We start from the raw sequence: 17,893 nt of genomic DNA on the forward strand, positions 1-17,893 counted from the left end.
CAGGTGCAGCCTTTCCAAAGGCTGCGGCACCGGTGCCTGTGTCGATGCGGATGGCGACGAATCGGATTTGTCAGGCCGATTGTCACGAGGAGAGTTGCGGCAATGCCTTGTAAGACGTGGCTTGCAGCAGTGGTACGAGCGCCCGTCTCTTTCCAGGAGAAAGAGACGGGCGCGGTCTGGCGCAGCGAGGTGTACCGAAAGGTGAGGTTGCTGCAGCGCAGCGAGGTAGGTCCATCGTCTGCCGCAGTGGACAGATAAGTCGAGTAGGCATCCATCACTCTTGGGGAGTGACCGTGCGAGCCGCCGGACGCTGTATCGCACTTGGGGGGAACCACCACAGAAGTGGCGTAGCCTTAAAGGTTCTGGCTACCTGGGCTGGTGCTGTCAACGACAGCGATCCACGCGCCAATTGTTATACCGGCTCGAAAAGACGGTCAAGCATTCCGGGTAAAGTGGGCAAGAAGTGGCGACTGTCGCCACTTTGTCGCCACGCTCCAGACCCCGTCCTACTTGGGTTGTCGCCGGTGTCGCCAGTGTCGCCACTTCTCTGGCCATGGCCCCACGACAAGATCCGCTCTGACACAGGAACTGCACTGCGCTCGATAACGATCGCGAGTAATTTCTGACGGGTAAACGACGGTGTGACGCTAATCAAATTTGAAATGGGAGGGTGGAACGAGGCGGCTTCAAGAAAGAGCGAGTGAACCCTCCGATCGGCGCGATCAAAGATCGCTGGATCGGAGGGTTTGGCGGGAAAAGCAAATCTCAAACGTCAAATACAGCCTCAAGCATCAAAGTTGGTTGATTGGGAGATGGCGGCTTCACGCCGTGTGATTAGCGTTTGCTGCAAACGCAGCAGAAAACCGGCCTCGAACGCTTCCTGAGAATCACCTGGGCGATGACGCTTTCGGTTCTGCGCCAGTGCCCACCACAGCGGCAGTGATGAGCCGTCAAGCCAAGTCTCCGCACAACGAACGCCGTCCTCAATCATCGGGCCAAACTCATTGCCCCACGGGGTTCGGATAATCAGACTATTCGAGTCAGAAGAGCACCGCTCATTTAAACTTCATTTTTATTTGAGAGAGCAAACTCGTCCATCCACGCAACTACTCGACTATGGCCTTTAAGAAAGCATCTCGCGCGTCCTGATAAAACTGAATGTCGATTTTGGTCGCCATATCATCAGAAAGATCGTGCAGTTGGCGACGACAGGTGACAGGCATAAGCAGTGTGCTTGCGCCCTTTTCAACCGCCAACTCAGCAATAGTCACCGGGTTATGGACAGGCTCGATGGATCCACCCAGATTGATCTCGCCAACCACAATAAGCCCGCCACGCACGGACTTTTTCAGCAGCCCGCTACACATGGCAATCAGTGCCGCGACGCCCAACTTTGATCCGCGCTTTGCAGCATCGAAGGCACGTAGCTGGATGGTAAACTCGTGAGCACGAGGATCACGATCACCTATTAACTGAGCAGCCCTAGCGTACAAGTTCTGCTCTGCGTAACGCACCGACTCCTTAAAAGGCGCGGGCACCGGGTTATTGAGAATTTTTACTCCTGAACCAGGCCCTTCATTGACTTCAATTCGATAGAGTCCCACGTTATCGTCAACGTCGGCACCACCTTCGCTGATGGTCCAGATCTGACCAGGCTCTAGGGGATCACCGCCAATCTCGTTATCGGCGCGCAGTTCTGGAGTGGCCACAAACTTCTCTACACCATCGTCACCGATGAAATAGCTGAAGTGGGTGTTCCTAAATTCGGCCGAACCTATACGTTTTTGCTGCTCCTTGACCCGGCGACGCACCTCAAGCGCCAGCCGAACGGCCCACTCAAGATCTTCATCCGAAACCTCCATGGAGGCATCAGGATAGAGCAGCTTGAGCAGACCGGAGACCGTCTTGTTCACTGCATTGGTGTCGCGGCCGCTAAGCGCCCCGCCCAAGTGCACTCGGTTTTGCATGACACTGACCCGGCTCTCATAGCGCAAACGGCTCAGGCACTCGGAGAAGAAATCGCTGACCAGGCCGAAATGGTCGGTGGTCAACTCACGATTCATCTTCGGTACGTCCCAACCTGGCAGAAAGCAATGAATCCGGTCCATCCAGGCGGTATCGTCACGCATCTCCGGAGGCAACGGGCCGAACAGGTGTCCGACACGTTGCTGATGCTCCACATCGACATCGAAGTTGCCCACGAACACCAGTGAACCATCAGCGCGAATGCTTTCCTTGCCGCGGCTGAACTCACCAGACTCCATATAGCCCTTCATGATATTGATACCTTCCTTCGAGTCGAAGGAAATACCGCTGATCTCGTCAAAGCAGACTACGTCGTATTGGCAAACCAGGCCGCGCTGGCCGCTAGCATTGTTGACGAACATCTTGGCAATGGTCGCCTTCCCCCCAGAGATCAGGTGTGCGTAAGGCGAAACCTGTTGAAACAGGTGGCTTTTACCCGTTCCACGAGGACCCAGCTCAACCAAGTTGTAATTGCGCTCTACAAAAGGAACCATGCGCAATAACAAAGCATCCTTCGCCCGCGGATTCAGATTATCCGGCTCAAGACCAATGGAGCGTAAAAGGAAATCTTTCCACTCAGCACTGCTGAATACCTTGCGCGCCTCACCCAGGCTGTCCAACACATCACGCTTGGAGAGCTGAATTGGCCGCAGATCCTGAACACCGAATGGATTGCCTCGCTCTTCTGCAATGGCTGCGTCGTACTCCAGCGTGATTTCAGCGTAAAAGCCACCGGTCAACAGACGCTCATTGTCATCCACCAGCTTGTCTGCGATACGCACATTGTTAAGTTGTACGCTGGGCAGACTTACCAGATAGCCATTGTCCTTCTGACTAAAGCGGGCACTCACCAAGTCAATCAGCTTAACCGTACCATTCTTATAGGCACGAGCTTTGAACAGCTCCTCTTCGCCAGCCTTGACGGTACGCGAGGAGAGTTGGCGTTCAACGATTTCGATGCCTTCCTCGATCTCCTCCGGATCGGTACTGGCGCAATAACGCCCCAGCAGAAATTCAACCACGTAAGTAGGCACCGGAAATTGGCGGGCAAAGGTACGGACGAGGTCTTTGCGCACGATATAACCCTCGAAAGCTGTCGCGGCCTTCGAGTCGAGGACATCTAGTTCAATCACGCTTCATCTCCCACCAAAGTCGCCTGTCGTGCCAATACATTACCGGCCTCATCCAGAACCACCACCACAGATGCTGCACCTACCTGCTCATCGTCCTCCACCAGTAAGCTGCATTTACCCCCCTTCAGAGCCTTGGACCGCACAATCGAGCTCGCCGCATCAGCGGGACTGCTGCGCAAATCCACTTGGAGATTTTCAGCGCTACTCTGCGCTTCAACTCGGCAAGTCAGCCCCAACCACTGAACCTTGGTAATCGTCGCCAGAGCGAGGTTCTTGGCTGGGGCTACGGTGTTGATCACTTCCAGGATTGGGGTCAGACACTCCTGTAGGCTCAGACCGCCATGGTCGTAGTAACGACCAGCCAGGAATGCACTGGCGCCAGGCGCCACTGCAATCGTTTGTGCAGGACTCCAATACCAATTGACCGTAGGCAGACCTGTCTGCACGGTATCTTTGATTTCCGCGCAACGTGCCCAGCGGATCTCTGTGAGATGCTTGGGCAGGTCAACTTTGCTCATAGGCAGGGGTGTCAGCAACCACCCATGGTCAGTAACGATCCGTACTTTTCGCCAACCTGCTTGCAACAACTCCTGCACCCGCAAGTACACATCCTGCAGGAGTGAATCAATGCGGCCAGCCAAACGCAGCTTATCTGTGTGTCCAGCCTCGTCGATATTGCCAGTCTGTACCCAAGCACGCCCTTTAGGATCACCGTTTTCATCAGCTGCAAGCACCTGCCAACCACTCTCTTCCATCAGCTTGCGCAAGTAATATCCACTAAAGGGCTTGTCTTCGTTTTTCAGGCTGGGCTGAAAATCGCTGTCAGTATCGCGCCCTGTAAGCTGTTGGTGAATTGGCAAGATCGCTGCTTTTGCTGTAGCCGTGACCGAGGGCAATGCCGACCAGTTATAGCCGTGCCTAACCTCTCCCAGCGCCTGTAACTGCAAGGCAAAGCGCTGTGCCACGTCGTAGCGCAGACCATCAACGAAGAACACAACCTCACCAGCAGTCTGGTAGGCCGCAACTGCTTCGTTAACTCCTCGACTACCGGGATACCCTTTAAGCCTCACTAATTGCTGAAAGTTGAGCGCTGTCTCATGCAACCAAGGGGTATATAGGTTATTCAGCAACTCTTGCACCACAGCCTGCAACGAAGGCTCACGAGCCATTGCCAAGGCGCGTAGCAACGCATCATCAACCTTCCAGTAATTGTGACGGTAATGCTCAGCCATCTCTTCAGGACTTGTTCCTGAGAGACCGCTATCGCCAACCAGCCCGGCAATCAACACCAGAGGCTCAAGCAGCCGAGCCACAGGCGCTAAACCCATTTCTGCCCACACCCAACTCCGGCGCACGCCATGATGCTGTTCAAGCGTGATTAGGCGCTGACGTATCAAGGACGATCCTTGCCCAACTAGAGACTTGAGCTGCTTCAACAACTCAGCTTCTTGCTGGTGGTTGTAGTTTGGGAAACTCGACACATCAGCTGCCAAATCAGGCTGACAGCGCATTAATAAGGCTGGCAAACGAGAATAAGCCGCAGTATTTTCGGCAAAGCGTTCCCAAACCCTCGCCCAAGCCCCCAGCCGACCACAGAAATTTTCTGCAGCGACGAGGTCTCCGTCGCGCTCAGGGTGGACCTGAAACTCGCTATGACAAATCCCTACAAATGCTTCCCAACGCGGCCCAGCCCAGTTCTCTTGTACGGCCTTGGAGTCGGACATCCAGGTCAAGACGTCTCGCACCGCATCGGTACTGAGCAACTGATTGAAATCACTTGCCTCAAGTCGATGATTCTGTAATTGAGCTATCTCACTGTCCAGTAACGGCTCTAAAGCACGCAACAAAGCTGCTTGGGTCTTGCTATCTTGAGCCACATCCAACGCCAGACCGCCACTGCGAGAAACAAGAAATGCATTAAGCGTCCAGTCCTTGGCATTTACCTGGCTCCATAAGGTTCCGCGATATTGCAATTCGGCCAAAGGCTGCAAATCGGCTGGACAGGCTGAAATTGCTCGAAGATCCTGACGACTAACGCCAGGTAAATAGATAATTGGAATGAGACCAGTAGGCAATGAAACTTCAGGCAAGGCATCGGCAAGCACGCATTTGAGCCAGATGGCCGGACCTTGCCGACGCTCTGGTTTAAAGCTACCAAGACAGAAAAGCTCGGGTAATGCACTCTGCAACTGAGTCATTACCGGTAGCCACTCACGCTCCTTGTCAGTCCAAAGGATTGCCGCTGGTGCAACCTGAGCACTCGCGTTGTACTGCGCTGCTGAACGCAGGCTTTTAATCAGGGCTTCAATTACTTTCATTACTGTTGCTCGCAATCCATATGTACTGGCCGGTCGTCAGCATCGTCAGATCCTGAGGGATGATCCATTGCGCTTCAAGCTTTCAAAACACCAGTTATCCTCGGGGCAAGCGCCACATCTACAAGCCAAGACCCAAAATCTGAAGCGGAGCCAGGCGATCAAAACACTTCCACCAGCCACCTTTAATGACTCGAAGTATACCGTTAGCTTTTTCTCGTGAAGTTTGCATTCCAGAGCGAGTACGTTGCTCACCAACCCACATTGAACGTGACCGTATTCAACGTCACCAGGGTTCGGAATCCGCCCCCTATTCGATCTGGATGAGGATGACTCCCATTACACCAATCGCCAGTCCCGCTTGAGCACCTCAAGCATGCTTTTCTGACGACGTTCCGCAACCACAGGAGTCCACTCAGCCTCGTGCAGTACCTGACTGGTCAAGGCATAAGCGTTAACACCACTATTGCCGGCAAAATATGCCGACTTTTTCCTGTCGAAGTCATAGTTTAATGCTTTTGAGTTACGTGCCCGCGTTAGTGGTACTAGGTTGGCCAGGCGATGCAGCCAGCGCGCTCGCTCATCAACATCGGGCCATGCCCGTGCCCACTCACTGTTCGCATCGACCGTCTGCGGCAACACGTGTTCGATAGTCAGTACGTTGGGCGTGTAGTTGGCCGACATCGCAGAAACAAAGGAATCCAGACGCAGAATCAAGTAATTCCTCCTACGAGCTGTCAACTCGTAGACATTGCCATCCAGCTCCCTGAGCATCGAGACACACTCCCCCGGGGTCAGCTCGATACGATCGAAAAGCACGCCTTTAAAGATGTCCTCCAGAACGTGGGCGTAGCGCTCGATACGCTGGTTCACATTCCGCGCCGTGATATGCAGATAGGCCGCTAATCGTTCCAGACGGGTGACGAAATCCAAAACTGTATTCGCATCGCTACCATGACGGGCCAAGAAGGCAATCGCGACCGGCACCCAATCGGAATTGTCGATCCTGTTCAGCCAGGTAAACAGCTCATTAATCTTCCCGGCATTAGTAGACGACACGTACTGTGCGTTCTTCGCTACCAGATACGCCTGAGCGTAGGGAGTAACTATCTTATCGATCAGTGCCTCGGACGACTCCACCTTGTTCAGCACATGCTCCCGAAACTCCTCTAGCAGCATCCGCCGCGCCTTGAAGCGTGCGTAAATCATGCGAATATGACCGAACAATTCGTTGAAGCCATCACGACCGGTGGCGACCTCCAATTCCTCCCAACGATCATTGAAATCATCGCGCTTATCCTCAGCCAGCTTGCCGATCACCTCCGCCTTGATAATGTCCGTGGGCAATAGATCCAGCCCGCGATTGTTCAGCACGGAAAACACCCGGAACGCCGACTGCTGACTCGGCGTCGTCACGGCCACCAAAAAGCAGCGCATGAGCAGGAAGGAGCCAAAATCGACCAGGCTTGACTCGTTGCCTGTAAATTTTGTCGCCAAACGCTCCAGTAGCAACCGGGCATTGCCCTGGATGTTGCGCTGAGACTCGTTTTCCAACTGCGCTGGATCGATCTTCGTCAAGTCATCGAACTTCAGCCCCTGGACATGTTGGGCAAAGAAGGCTCGATCGCGCTCGCGCAGGGCCAGCCGCGGCTTGGGATTCAACTTCAAGGCTACATTTCCAGGCTCTCGGATGAAGCTGTAAAACGACGAGAAATTGTCTCCGGTAAGTTGCGCGGTAAGCGTAGCCAGCAGAATAGTCAGCGTGGTCAGGCGCTGCTGACCATCTATAACCTCGGCCAACGGTTTACCCTCATCCTTGATCAGGACCACGGAGCCCAAAAAGTAACTGTCCTCGACTTCCTTCTCGAAGAAATCATAAAGATCGTCAAACAGCTCTCCCGCCTGATCCCTAGTCCAGGCGTAAGGCCGTTGGTACGGCGGGATCACATAGTCGAATTCGGAACTGAATATCTTCGCCAACGGGTACTCGGCACCACTGATTTTTTTACTCATTCCGGAACACCTTTAGCAAATGCCAAAACCATGAAAAACCGTCAGCTTTCAAATTTAACTAGCAATGTCAGCGAATACTCTTCGCTACTAGTAGCAATTTTCTTGCAGTCTGCCGAAATACCAAATTTAGTAGGCAGGTTGAGCTTACCCACAACGCCGAGAGTGCTCTTCGTTTCGCTTGAAAGACTGATAGTCACCTGCTGCTCCAGAAGGCGATTGGAGTCATCCGAACATTGTTCTAGCAACTGCCGCATCACGGTATCGCCAAAGAGATTTTTGCTGCGCAAGAATTTTTCAGCCCCTTCTCCATCTGGCGCCTTTCCCGGGAAAATACTTCTGATTGAAAATTTCCGGCTCAGACTCTGCTCTTCGTCAGTAGAAACCTTACCCTCCGCCTTTAAAGGCCCGGCACTTCCTTTGACGCTGTAGACCGCAGATTCGGTTCCTCTTTTAACTTCAACCTGCTCAGCCTCAACAAAACTGGCCCCTAGCAGCTGACATAATCTGGAAAAATGACGCATTTTTTCGATAGCAAACGCCTCAGCAGCCTTTTCCAGTTCAACATACGCATCGCGATCATAAGGACTTTGAACCAACACCAGCCCAGGTCGAGCCAGATCAGAGTCGATGATATTCATCAATGCTCGCGGCAAAGCCGGACTATCTGAAGGTGGCGGGTAACTAAGTACGAATGCTTCATCATCAAAAAGAAACTGCTTTTCCTCATACGAAAGGTCATTACGGCTGCTTCGAATGTCGTTTTGTTTAAGTACGACTACGGCTCGGCGCGCGCCGTGAAAGCCCGGGAAAACGCTGTCATTCATAACAACCTCGTAAGATGAATTAACGAAAGTCTCTTGCTTCATGCCTGACGGCAAGCTTAAAGAAACGGTAACAGGCAGCCTCTGGGTCGCTTTTTTTTTGCTAGCGTATCCAAGGCTATCTTCACTGAATTCATGCGATCAGCCGTAATAGTCCGCCCTATCGACTCTGCAAAACTCTGGACGACGTCTACGATCGTCGTAGCAGTGTCGTCGTCATCCCGCTCAATACAAATAGCAATTGGTGCAGCGCGATTAGCAACATCGCGTTCTTGAGGCATCACCTCAAGCACAAATAGAGGCCCTGCCAAAAACAAGCGAACACCCTCCACCTCATAGAGTTTTTCGCCCGTCATACTCACCGACGAGACTAATGTACAGGCTAGGCTACGCTCCCGCTCTGACTGAACCGGTAACGTTTGACCATCCCAGACAATATGATCCGGAGCAGAGTTATCCAACGCCTGGGCAAAACAAACCTTCACCCTAGGCATGATTCATCCAACCAATAATCTCACTCACCAACTTTTCCGTATGTTTCTGGCTTTCCAAACTTCCAAGAATCACCGCCGGCGGAGTTTTGAATGGGGCCAGACAGCGTCCCAGATCGTTTACAAATCGATCGAAAAAGTCGCCACACTCTTGAGGCTTCAGTGCCATATAAGCTCTGTCTAGATCCATGTGCGTAGCTACTATTAAGAATTTAGATTTGCATTTCTCAGCCGACCGCCACTCGTTGATTTTTTTTAAATCATAAGCAATACGATCCTTGTCGAGCCCTGCGGACTTAATCAGATAGATCACATAGTCTGATTCATCGTGAAGTTTCTTCCAATCATCAAAAGCTCCTTCACCTCCGGGTAAATCTCTGGTCTCTTTAAGATCAAGATTGAGGTCCTTCAGGGAGAATCTACGAGCAGAAACAGAAGACGCCATAATGGTCTGGGCGGTTTCTGCGGGAAGCTCTCCTTTCGACAAAAAGGTCAGCAAGGTTGTTTTTCCAGAGCCTCGCGCGCCAAGAACTGCAATTTTTTTGCCTTTCAATCTAAGAATCAGAGAGTCCCAAAGATCACTTGTCATCTCTACAATTTCGTCTCTTTTCATCCAGCCATAAACGCCAGCCACCGCGAAACCTGCTATCCCGGCCACAACTCGCCAGACCATAAAATCTCCCTATTAAGAATTGGTGCATAAAAAATAACCAACAGCATGCTTACTGCGGCTATCACGCTTTTTTCTTTTCAGCCAAATTCAAGTGGTGGTCGTTAATACGGGCGCCTTCTTTTTCGTCGTACTGCAGGCCCAAGGTAAACCAGGGGGCGCTAGGGACGTCGTTGCCGCGGTCTTTCTTCCACTCTATGTTGAGTTTTGGCTTTTTATTGTGGCGCAGGACCTCGGCGGTCATGAAGGGACGGATGTTGAGGCGCACCCCATCGTTAAAGTCAGGGTTCCACCCGATAGATTGTTCGGTCAGAGGTTTCCAGCGCACAAAAATGTCGTACGGGGCTTCGCCTTCGAGGATTAGCTCGAGCCGAGCTTTGAGGTTTTGCGCAGCAGCAAGCCGTGCATCTGCACCGTCGAGTTTCTGTTCTAAACCATGCTGCTGTGTACGGATCCAGTCGCCAAGATAGGTATAGATCAGGCGTTCGAGAGTAGCGCGATTAAGCTTTTGGTAGTTGACAAGAGCACTGAAACCATCCTTCAGTCCGTCCCATACATGCCAGATAAAGGGGCGATGATGGAACAGCTTGCAATGCTGCTCGAAAAACTTATCACGCAACCAAGCGTCGATACTTTTAGCTCCCACTTTTTCCAGCAATTGGTTGCGGCGCTGAGGTGTCCAGTCATTTCCAAGGGCTACTTCTAGTATATTTTCCAGGCGGTCGCCAGCTGCTTTTTCTCCACGCACTGACGGCAGGCAGACGATCCCATCGTCATCGGCAAGTTGGTCCAAGGTTCTGCTGCGCTCGATCCAGGTACAGGCTTCGTCGGAGAGATCCATCTCAGAATCTGACTCGGCCGGCCAGTGGTAACCGAGCAGGCGAGCGACGGCTACGTGAAACGGCTCGGTGGCAGGCTTCGGATGACCGTGAAAAATCCATTGAGTGGGATCGTCGGAGTATGGTCTTGGCAGGCCGTTGGGGTAGCGTTCTGCTGCTATTTGCTGCCAATGTGGAAGGTCGAACGGGACGTTTAACAACGCTCCTCGAACTTTCAATGCCTGATCAATTTCTCTAACTTTGTCATGATAGTCAGGTGACGAACAAAAACACCAAACGGCATCGAAATCACTTTCAGACTTAGGGGTAATAACTACAACATTATCATCATAAAGCTGTCCTGAGTAGCGTGTTACAGGCAACCGCCCCATCGCACTTACTGCGACACCACTCTTGTTCCACGCAGCTGTACCGCGAATCACCGAGCTCGCATGATTAGAGAGTTCACCATTACCTCCTTGCCAATAGACAACGCCTTCATAACCAAAAAACTCTTGGGTATCTCGGACCGTTGACTGAAAAAACTGCCAGTCTTTTCGCTGCAACAACTCCTGCTCCCAAAATGATCGACCAAAACGTGGATAATCTCCTGTTTGCAAACCATTACTGAAGCTCGCCACATTGGAAAGTAACAACGTCTGCTCAAGTTTTTGAATCCCTATAACTGACCCAGGATTATCTAGCTGCAGATCCTGCCTAACAGACGTTAACTCTGTCAGCCGTAAACTATCAGCCTTTTCTTGCGTCGACTTTAAAAAACTGACATCTATACCTCGTAACTGTACATCTGCAGGAGGCTTTTCATTAAGAAGGGTCAACAATTGAACATTAAAGTCCCACATAGGCGTCTGGAATGCTTTAGATCCAAGAAGGGCTACAAGCCCCCAAGTCACTTTATTCAGCAAATGCCTACGTTGATGCCTGTAAGTAGGTAGGAATAGCCAATTCTGCGGCATGACAACTTGCACGACACCCTCGCAAGTAGCCAACTCCAGGCAGCGCTCCAGAAAGACGTTAGCCAGATCGCTCTTGGCCAGATCGTAATGGAGCTCACAAAAATCCTTTAGTTGGTCGGACTGCTTTCCGCGAGTCAGATAGGGTACGTTGGTGATTACCAGCTGATAGCGCAGACCCAACATTTCAGCTGCTCGCGCCAAGCCCTGTGCTGTAATGGCTGCTTCGTATAGATCATCTTCCCCTACCTCCCGCACCGTCATGGCCTTAGCCAACAGCGGCTGCATCTGCGCCCAGTCGGCAGTCAGCAGATCACCCTTGAGGCTGCGGGCCGGATCAATCAGCGAGCCGAAAACAGGCGCCTCACTGAAGGTGTCGTGAAGGCGGGCCATGCCGGTCTTGAGTTCGGGATTATCACCAGCCAGAGCCAGCCATTGTTCTCGCGGAGTCTGGATGCGCTGGCCGACGCAAGCGATATTCAGCTCCGGCAGACTGCGATAGCCACTGGACTGAGGATAGCGCCAAGCTTCCAAAGCTACCGCGAAGGCAGCCAATTCGACGCAGCGCTGATCCAACTCCAGACCATGTAGGTTCTGTTTGAGCACAGCATCGATGGCTTGATTGGCACTGAGGTCTTCAGCTGCCATTCGCATGGGGACCAGCATGAGGAAGGTTGCTACTAAGAAATGCCCTGAGCCGCAGCATGGATCAAGCATCTTGAAGTCAGCAAGGCTATCAGGCCAACCATCGAAGGTTCCGGCGGCGGGGAGCTCATCGCAGGCATTGTTGGTCAGCAAGCTCTTCCCTTCAGAGGCAGGAACGGTGCGTAGATAAAGGAGCGGAAGCAGGTGACGGTGCTGTGGGTAACGAATGCTCCACCAGGCACCAAGGCTGTTATCCAGCAGGAACTGCACCATGTATGGCTCGGTGAACAACTGGGTAACCGGCGCGAGCTCTTCGGCACCGATCTTTACCCCAGAGGCATTGACCTCATCTTTCTTCTTCGCTTGCCAGTACTGATAGACCCAGCCCAAGCTATCGCTGGCCTGGAAAGTTTCGCTAGCAAGGCCAGAAATTAGTTTTTCCAAGTCACGCACATGATTAAAGGCCAGAGATACGGATAGTGCTGGGGAACCTTCGCGGAAAACCTGAGGCAACATCCGGGATGCCAACCTACCGGCCAGTTCCCAGCCATTAGCGCAACCTTCGTCGGGAGCTAGTTCCTGGCATTCGTCGAGGGTCAGAGCAGTGTGCTGGTCATACATCAGCAGATGGCTCTGCTCAAGAAAGCGAGCGAACAGCATTCGGTGCCAGTGTTCATAAGCGATTTCAACGCACAGGCGCCCGATCTGCTGCTGACCGTTAGTGTTGCGCTCGTCCCCTAGCTGGCGACCATGGGCTCGCAGGCGGTTGCGCAGAGCACGCTGTTGATCATCGAGGTAGTCGGCTGCTTTGGCCTCGCCGACACTCAGGCGAGTCAAAGCCTCGATCGCGGCCTGCTCGGCGATTTCCCGTGCCTTGATCACGGTGATTTCCAGTTGTTTACGGAGCTTCTTTTCGAGGGCGTGGCGCATGTGAAGGTACTTCCTTGCCGCAGCAGGGTGCGGGGTATCAGCTGGGTTAGCCGATCAGCTACTAACCCAACCTACGGGGTCTATTCGGTGGATAAGCCGCTATGCGGTGTTACCGTCTTGGAGCCAGTTGATATTACTTGGCGAGTTACACCATCACTGGGCCTTCAGCCAGCTTGGCCAGTAGCTCGGTTTCAACTTCAACCAGCCACTGGCGAATCTGAGCTTCGCTGTCGAAGGTACGCTTGGGTAAGGACACATGCTGCACCTTGGGTTGCAGCAGCTTGACGGCCTCCTGGCGGGCACTTTCAAATTTCGCAGCCAGCCCATCCTTACGATCGCTCCACTGTTCCAGGCTGGCGCTTTCAAGACTGTCGACCACTTCCTCACGGCTACCGAGTATTAGTTCAGAGGGCTCAACCAAATTGCGACGGATCAGCAAATCTTGTTGCTGGCTAACGGGCAACTGTTGCCAGTGACTGTCAGCAACGAGTTCGGCATGACGCTTTCGATACTCGGCCAGGTAGGCACGAAAATGGTGGCTAATGGCGTCGCGCAACTGGTTAACGGTGTTGGTAATCAAGTTGTCGAGCGGACTGGGGTCAGCCAGCAAACTGCGGTTACTCTTAATGGCTTCGACTTCGGTTTGCAGCTTGTCGTGGAAAGCAAGCCCCTTGCTCAGACGCACCAAGGTTTGTAGCAGATCCCAGTCACTGCGACGGGCACGCAATTGCTCGCCCTGGGCACGCCAGGCATCAAGCAAGGGTTTGATCTGGTCTTTGTGGTCGATCACCAGCTTGAGCTGGGTGTTGCCACTTTCTTTCGCGATGTCATCTATCAGCTTCGCGTCCGGACGGGTAGGAGCCGGGGCTTCTCCGCCAGCGGCGTTATGCAGCTCGCGCGCCAGATTGATAAGTAACGGCAGACGGCCCTGTTCTTCACCTGGAGGACAGTCGATCCCCAGAGAGCTTATCAGGCCGCGAATTTTGATTAGATCCACAGGGCGGATAGTGACCGTTTCTGGGCGAAAGGTACTCTGGGTTAGTTTCTGCCGCTCCAGGGTCTGGGCGGTTTGCTGTTTACCACTGGCATCAGTGGCGCGCAATACACCCGCGGCAACCAAAGCGAAGAGCGCACCGTCGATGGTGTCCTGCTGCCAACCACAAGGGGCAGCGAGGAAATTGTCTCGGATTTCGTTGCCTTTCTTGGAGTTTCCGATGTAACGCAGGATTGCGGCGCAAACTGGATGCTTTTCGGTGTCACCACTGAAGCCAACAACTTCCATGGCGTTCTGTCCGCCATCCTTGCGTGCCCGCTCGTAGACCTTGCTCCAGTGTGGACTGTCGGCGAGATCAAACTCGCGATACAGTCGCACGACAGAGGCCTGAGCGGCGTTCTGAATACGCTCTGCAATGGCATTGCCGTCTACTTCCGCACCGCCAGCCTGCAACACCTGCACACCCGAGAGGATTTCCCTCAGCAGTTGCTCGACCTGTTTTTGCGCATCGCGCTGACGGGTCTCCATTGCCCTACGCGCGTCGGTCCCTGCTTCAGTATTGGGGATACCTCGCAGACTTAGGGTCGCATCGGCAGCCTGCTGATGAATAATGGCGTTGTTCAGCTCAGAACGGTTGCGAGCGGGGATGTAAAGGTAAATGGTCGGCAGATCCGGATTGGCCTTACGTGCTTCAGCAAGAAACGAAGCTTCGTTGAGGCTCCAGCCATCTTGCACCCAGAGGTAAATCTTCTGGCTAGCATCGTTGGGTACTTCAGCATCAAAACAGGCAATGACCTGGCGGGTTTCTTTACTCACGCCCTGAGTAACGCGCACCTTGGCCAACTCGGATTTTATCTGTTTATGCAGCAGGTCGATGCGATAGTTCTCAACGCGCTGCATATTGCCGCGCAGATCTGCTTCCTGCTGACGGAAGGTGTCGTACCACTGGGCGCTTTCCTGAGTCTGCAAGCGATACTCAACACCAGCACTGGTATTCATCGCCATTAACTGACCAGCTTTGTCCATGACTTCCAGTTGGCCAGGAATGCGCGCACGGAGTTCGTCCTTACCTTGGTTGAGATCGTCCACCAGTAGGTCGGCGAGCATGTCAGGCGTCGCACGCACGCCACTGTCGGCCACTGAATCAGTTGGCAACTTGCCAATCAGCAGAATAAGCGAGAGTAGTCGCGACTGCAGTTGCTGATCGGCCGAACCGGCAGAGAGCTCGGCAATCCGCTCGTAGTCTTCCTTGGAGATGACCCCGGTTTGCAACAAATTGGGTGCAATCTGCTGATAAATGAAGTCACCAGGCACGATATTTCCCAGTGCCTTGTCGGCGGTGGCTTTAGCCGCCTCATGGATGACCTTGAGTTGATTGCGCAACTGAGAAACGGTGCCTGTGGTGTCAACGATCCGCAGCACTTTCTCCCAAAAACGCCGGCGAACTGGCAACAGTGGGTAGTCGGCGAGCATGACTTTTTCGTCATCCTGATGGTACTCGACCTTGGTACCTCGCAGATGCCGAGAGATTTCGCCTAGGTGTTTGGTAAGTAAACTCTGCAGCTCCGCACGAGCGGACTCTTTCTTTTGCAGAATGACCTTGCGGATCACTGACTCTACGTCGGTATCACTGAGCATAATGGGAATCTGGAAGCGGCCCATTAAACGTTGCAGGTTTGCCATACCGGACAGAGCGTTCTGGCCAGTAGAAACAAATAGCAGTCGGTTGCCGAAAGCAGAATGTTTACAGCAGGTCTCCACTACCTCCTGCACCATATGCGCACGATCGACATCGCTGCCAACGTATTGCTGTACTTCGTCGAGCACAACCAAAGTCAGCGGGAACTCACCGTTCTGCTCCAACGAATCGGCAACAGCCTGAACCATCTGGTCATTGGTGACGTCTGTGACCGTGGGGAACTGGCCTTTGAGCAACTGGTGTACGCCCTGAGCATCGCTTGCCATACCGGGATAGGCCTTGAGCAGAGCGTTGGCGATCAAAGGCGAAACGTAGAGTTTGCTCAGCTCGCGCTCCCAGGGCTTGCCGGCTTCTTCCACTGCCTGTTTGACTATGCCGTAGTAGCCCTGTTCCTGGAGCCAGAGCACGAAGCGCGCTTGGTGATATTGCTCAGGCAAGCCGGCTGACTTAAAGATAATGCCGAGTAAGGCTAATCGAACATTGTTGTTGGCACCTGCACCGAGAGTGCCAGAGGCGGCATGCAATCCACCGTAGCGACGTGACTGGACACTGAGCTCTTTAAAGTAATCAGAGACATTCTGCGGCAGATTAGCGATATGCCTCGCGGTGACGCCATCGGGGAAGTTCTGATCGATCCAAAGTGTGCGCAGCATTTTCGCCATATGCGACTTACCGGAACCAAAAAACCCGCTGATCCATACGCCCGGCTGTTCGTGGTTACTACCAAGGTTGCGCAGGTAGGTAGAGAGGATCTTGTCCATGCCAGCCTGGTATTCACCTTCGCAAACGAAAGTTTTCAACTCGTAGCGCAGGGTGTTGAGCGCCTGCTCGGACAGATCGTCCTTAACCTCAGCGACACCATTGTTGGCCAGATCGTTTTCCAGCGGGTCGTTCAAGTAAATATCGCGGTTCAACATGGTTAATCCCTTAAAGCAAAACAGCTATTCAGTTGTCGGCGGTCAGCGGTGTGGCGTGGTAGCCCCAGCCGTCGCGGGCATCCAGCAGGCGGTATGTGTTATCGATGTACTCGCCCGGAAAGAGCACCAGCAAGCGACCTGGAACATGTACGGAGAGCTCTTTGACAAATCCGGCGACCGAGCCAAAACCAAACAAGGTGCCACAGCCGATAAGGGCTACCAGGGTGTTGGCATCAGCCTGCTCGACGATCTGCTGCTGAAGGCATTCGAGCTGGTCATAGATGAAGTCCGGGTAGTTGCCGATGAGGTCATTGGGGTCGGCAAAGTAAGAGTCCCGGTACTCTTCGGCAGCCATCCAATTGGCAAAGGCATTGGTGATATCAAGCGGCAGCCAGAGGTGCCGAGCCCCTTCAGTAGCGACCTTGAATTCTTCGATACGCGCACGCAGTTTTAGCTCGTCCTCTTTGTGGTAGACGGCAAACAACACCCGTTGCTCATGGGACAAACCGGCCTGCCAGGGCAATCCGATATGATGGGCAAAGTTCTTGACCAGTTTGTTCAGGCGACTACTCATGGAGCCAGGCCTTTTCGGTTGAAGTGAGGAAATCGGGAAAGTCCACTTCGATGACCTCACTAGAGTGTTTGAGAGTGATCAGTCCACGCTGGGAGGCAAGGCGTGACAACTCCAGCAGTCGTTCAAAACGGCAATCGAGCAATTTGCACCACTCATTACTGAACAGCCGTTGTCCGCTTAGGCCATTGAGGTAGGCTTGGAACAGAGCGAAGGCGACATTGATTTCTGTGACTATCGGCTCGGCTCGGCTCTTCTTGATTCGCCCTTGCAGAAAACCCGCCTGGGTCCAGCTGCCATTGATGTTCTGGGCAAAGGATTTGAGCGACGAAGGACTGAAGCGATTGGGATCCTGGGCCATCAGTACTGCTTCGGTTTGTTCACGCTGCAACGGCTCACCCGGTTGCAACTCCAGTATCAGTGGCACGGACAGACGAAACAGAGGGTCACGAGCCGCCGCTAATTGTAGGGCCAGCAAGGGTTGGCCCTCAGGACGTAGCTCCCAGAGACGCCGAAAAATCCGGAACATTGGGATGTCTTCGGCCAAGCCATAGAGATCAACTAAGTGACCGGCGGTGAGTTTTCGGGCGCTGCTGGTGGGCTTGTCCAGGCAGTTAAGATCAACGATATGTTCGCGATACTGCTGCCGACTTGTATTGATATCGGTACGAGAAAAAAGCGCTCGCAACTCAGGCAGCATCATGGTGCGCGAGTCGTGCGCCCCACTTTTGCCGAATTTAAAGCCGAAATTGGTCAGAGACTGCTGGGTAGTCATGGCATCACTTGTTGCTACACGCCACTGATCTTCCTGTTTTTCGAACACAAAGAAGAAGGGGCTAATTGGGGAAAATGCCATTATCACTTACTGTCCTTAGCA

Annotated in this window: 11 protein-coding genes; all 11 read right to left on the reverse strand. The window is 53.1% G+C overall.

Annotated elements, in window-relative coordinates:
• Window positions 1-784 precede the first annotated feature (784 nt).
• On the reverse strand, window positions 785-1,030 hold the full coding sequence (locus BLT00_RS20175; RefSeq protein ID WP_371856954.1) for a LasR-specific antiactivator QslA: 246 nt from the start codon (window positions 1,028-1,030) through the stop codon (window positions 785-787).
• A 76-nt stretch (window positions 1,031-1,106) separates the two neighbouring features.
• Window positions 1,107-3,158 carry a protease Lon-related BREX system protein BrxL gene (brxL, locus tag BLT00_RS20180; protein WP_204375879.1) on the reverse strand — a complete coding sequence of 684 codons (2,052 nt, stop codon included), beginning with the start codon at window positions 3,156-3,158 and terminating at the stop codon, window positions 1,107-1,109.
• The gene (gene pglZ, locus BLT00_RS20185; RefSeq protein ID WP_032902477.1) at window positions 3,155-5,476 is read right to left on the reverse strand and encodes a BREX-1 system phosphatase PglZ type B; all 2,322 of its coding nucleotides are present in this window, start codon (window positions 5,474-5,476) and stop codon (window positions 3,155-3,157) included. Before pglZ ends, brxL begins: the two co-directional genes overlap by 4 nt.
• A 336-nt stretch (window positions 5,477-5,812) precedes the next feature.
• Complete coding sequence (locus BLT00_RS20190; protein WP_092146140.1) at window positions 5,813-7,486, reverse strand: DUF262 domain-containing protein; 1,674 nt, start codon at window positions 7,484-7,486, stop codon at window positions 5,813-5,815.
• Between the two features lie 41 nt (window positions 7,487-7,527).
• The gene (locus BLT00_RS20195) at window positions 7,528-8,310 is read right to left on the reverse strand and encodes a hypothetical protein (RefSeq protein WP_032902479.1); all 783 of its coding nucleotides are present in this window, start codon (window positions 8,308-8,310) and stop codon (window positions 7,528-7,530) included.
• Between the two features lie 56 nt (window positions 8,311-8,366).
• Window positions 8,367-8,801, reverse strand: a complete 435-nt coding sequence (locus tag BLT00_RS20200; RefSeq protein WP_092146142.1) for a hypothetical protein — start codon at window positions 8,799-8,801, stop codon at window positions 8,367-8,369.
• On the reverse strand, window positions 8,794-9,471 hold the full coding sequence (locus BLT00_RS20205; RefSeq protein WP_032902481.1) for an ADP-ribosylation factor-like protein: 678 nt from the start codon (window positions 9,469-9,471) through the stop codon (window positions 8,794-8,796). Before BLT00_RS20205 ends, BLT00_RS20200 begins: the two co-directional genes overlap by 8 nt.
• 61 nt (window positions 9,472-9,532) lie before the next feature.
• On the reverse strand, window positions 9,533-12,835 hold the full coding sequence (locus tag BLT00_RS20210; RefSeq protein ID WP_092146144.1) for an Eco57I restriction-modification methylase domain-containing protein: 3,303 nt from the start codon (window positions 12,833-12,835) through the stop codon (window positions 9,533-9,535).
• 145 nt (window positions 12,836-12,980) lie between these two features.
• Entirely contained in the window at window positions 12,981-16,445 is a 3,465-nt protein-coding gene (gene brxC / locus BLT00_RS20215) for a BREX system P-loop protein BrxC (protein WP_092146146.1), read from the reverse strand.
• Window positions 16,446-16,473: 28 nt separating this feature from the next.
• On the reverse strand, window positions 16,474-17,019 hold the full coding sequence (locus tag BLT00_RS20220) for a hypothetical protein (protein WP_032902484.1): 546 nt from the start codon (window positions 17,017-17,019) through the stop codon (window positions 16,474-16,476).
• Window positions 17,012-17,872: a hypothetical protein gene (locus BLT00_RS20225; RefSeq protein ID WP_204375880.1), complete on the reverse strand. Its 861-nt coding sequence runs from the start codon at window positions 17,870-17,872 to the stop codon at window positions 17,012-17,014. The genes BLT00_RS20220 and BLT00_RS20225 overlap by 8 nt, the downstream gene beginning before the upstream one ends.
• Between the last annotated feature and the right edge of the window lie 21 nt (window positions 17,873-17,893).

Origin of the sequence: Pseudomonas sp. NFACC51 (assembly GCF_900103575.1) — a bacterium.
In the GTDB taxonomy this organism is placed as follows: domain Bacteria; phylum Pseudomonadota; class Gammaproteobacteria; order Pseudomonadales; family Pseudomonadaceae; genus Aquipseudomonas; species Aquipseudomonas fluorescens_Q.

Bases quoted from the DNA above. Each gene is read 5' to 3' on its own strand.
- pglZ (WP_032902477.1), bottom strand. From the start codon at position 5,476: ATGAAAGTAATTGAAGCCCTGATTAAAAGCCTGCGTTCAGCAGCGCAG.
- BLT00_RS20190 (WP_092146140.1), bottom strand. From the start codon at position 7,486: ATGAGTAAAAAAATCAGTGGTGCCGAGTACCCGTTGGCGAAGATATTC.
- BLT00_RS20195 (WP_032902479.1), bottom strand. From the start codon at position 8,310: ATGAATGACAGCGTTTTCCCGGGCTTTCACGGCGCGCGCCGAGCCGTA.
- BLT00_RS20200 (WP_092146142.1), bottom strand. From the start codon at position 8,801: ATGCCTAGGGTGAAGGTTTGTTTTGCCCAGGCGTTGGATAACTCTGCT.
- BLT00_RS20205 (WP_032902481.1), bottom strand. From the start codon at position 9,471: ATGGTCTGGCGAGTTGTGGCCGGGATAGCAGGTTTCGCGGTGGCTGGC.
- BLT00_RS20210 (WP_092146144.1), bottom strand. From the start codon at position 12,835: ATGCGCCACGCCCTCGAAAAGAAGCTCCGTAAACAACTGGAAATCACC.
- brxC (WP_092146146.1), bottom strand. From the start codon at position 16,445: ATGTTGAACCGCGATATTTACTTGAACGACCCGCTGGAAAACGATCTG.
- BLT00_RS20220 (WP_032902484.1), bottom strand. From the start codon at position 17,019: ATGAGTAGTCGCCTGAACAAACTGGTCAAGAACTTTGCCCATCATATC.
- BLT00_RS20225 (WP_204375880.1), bottom strand. From the start codon at position 17,872: ATGGCATTTTCCCCAATTAGCCCCTTCTTCTTTGTGTTCGAAAAACAG.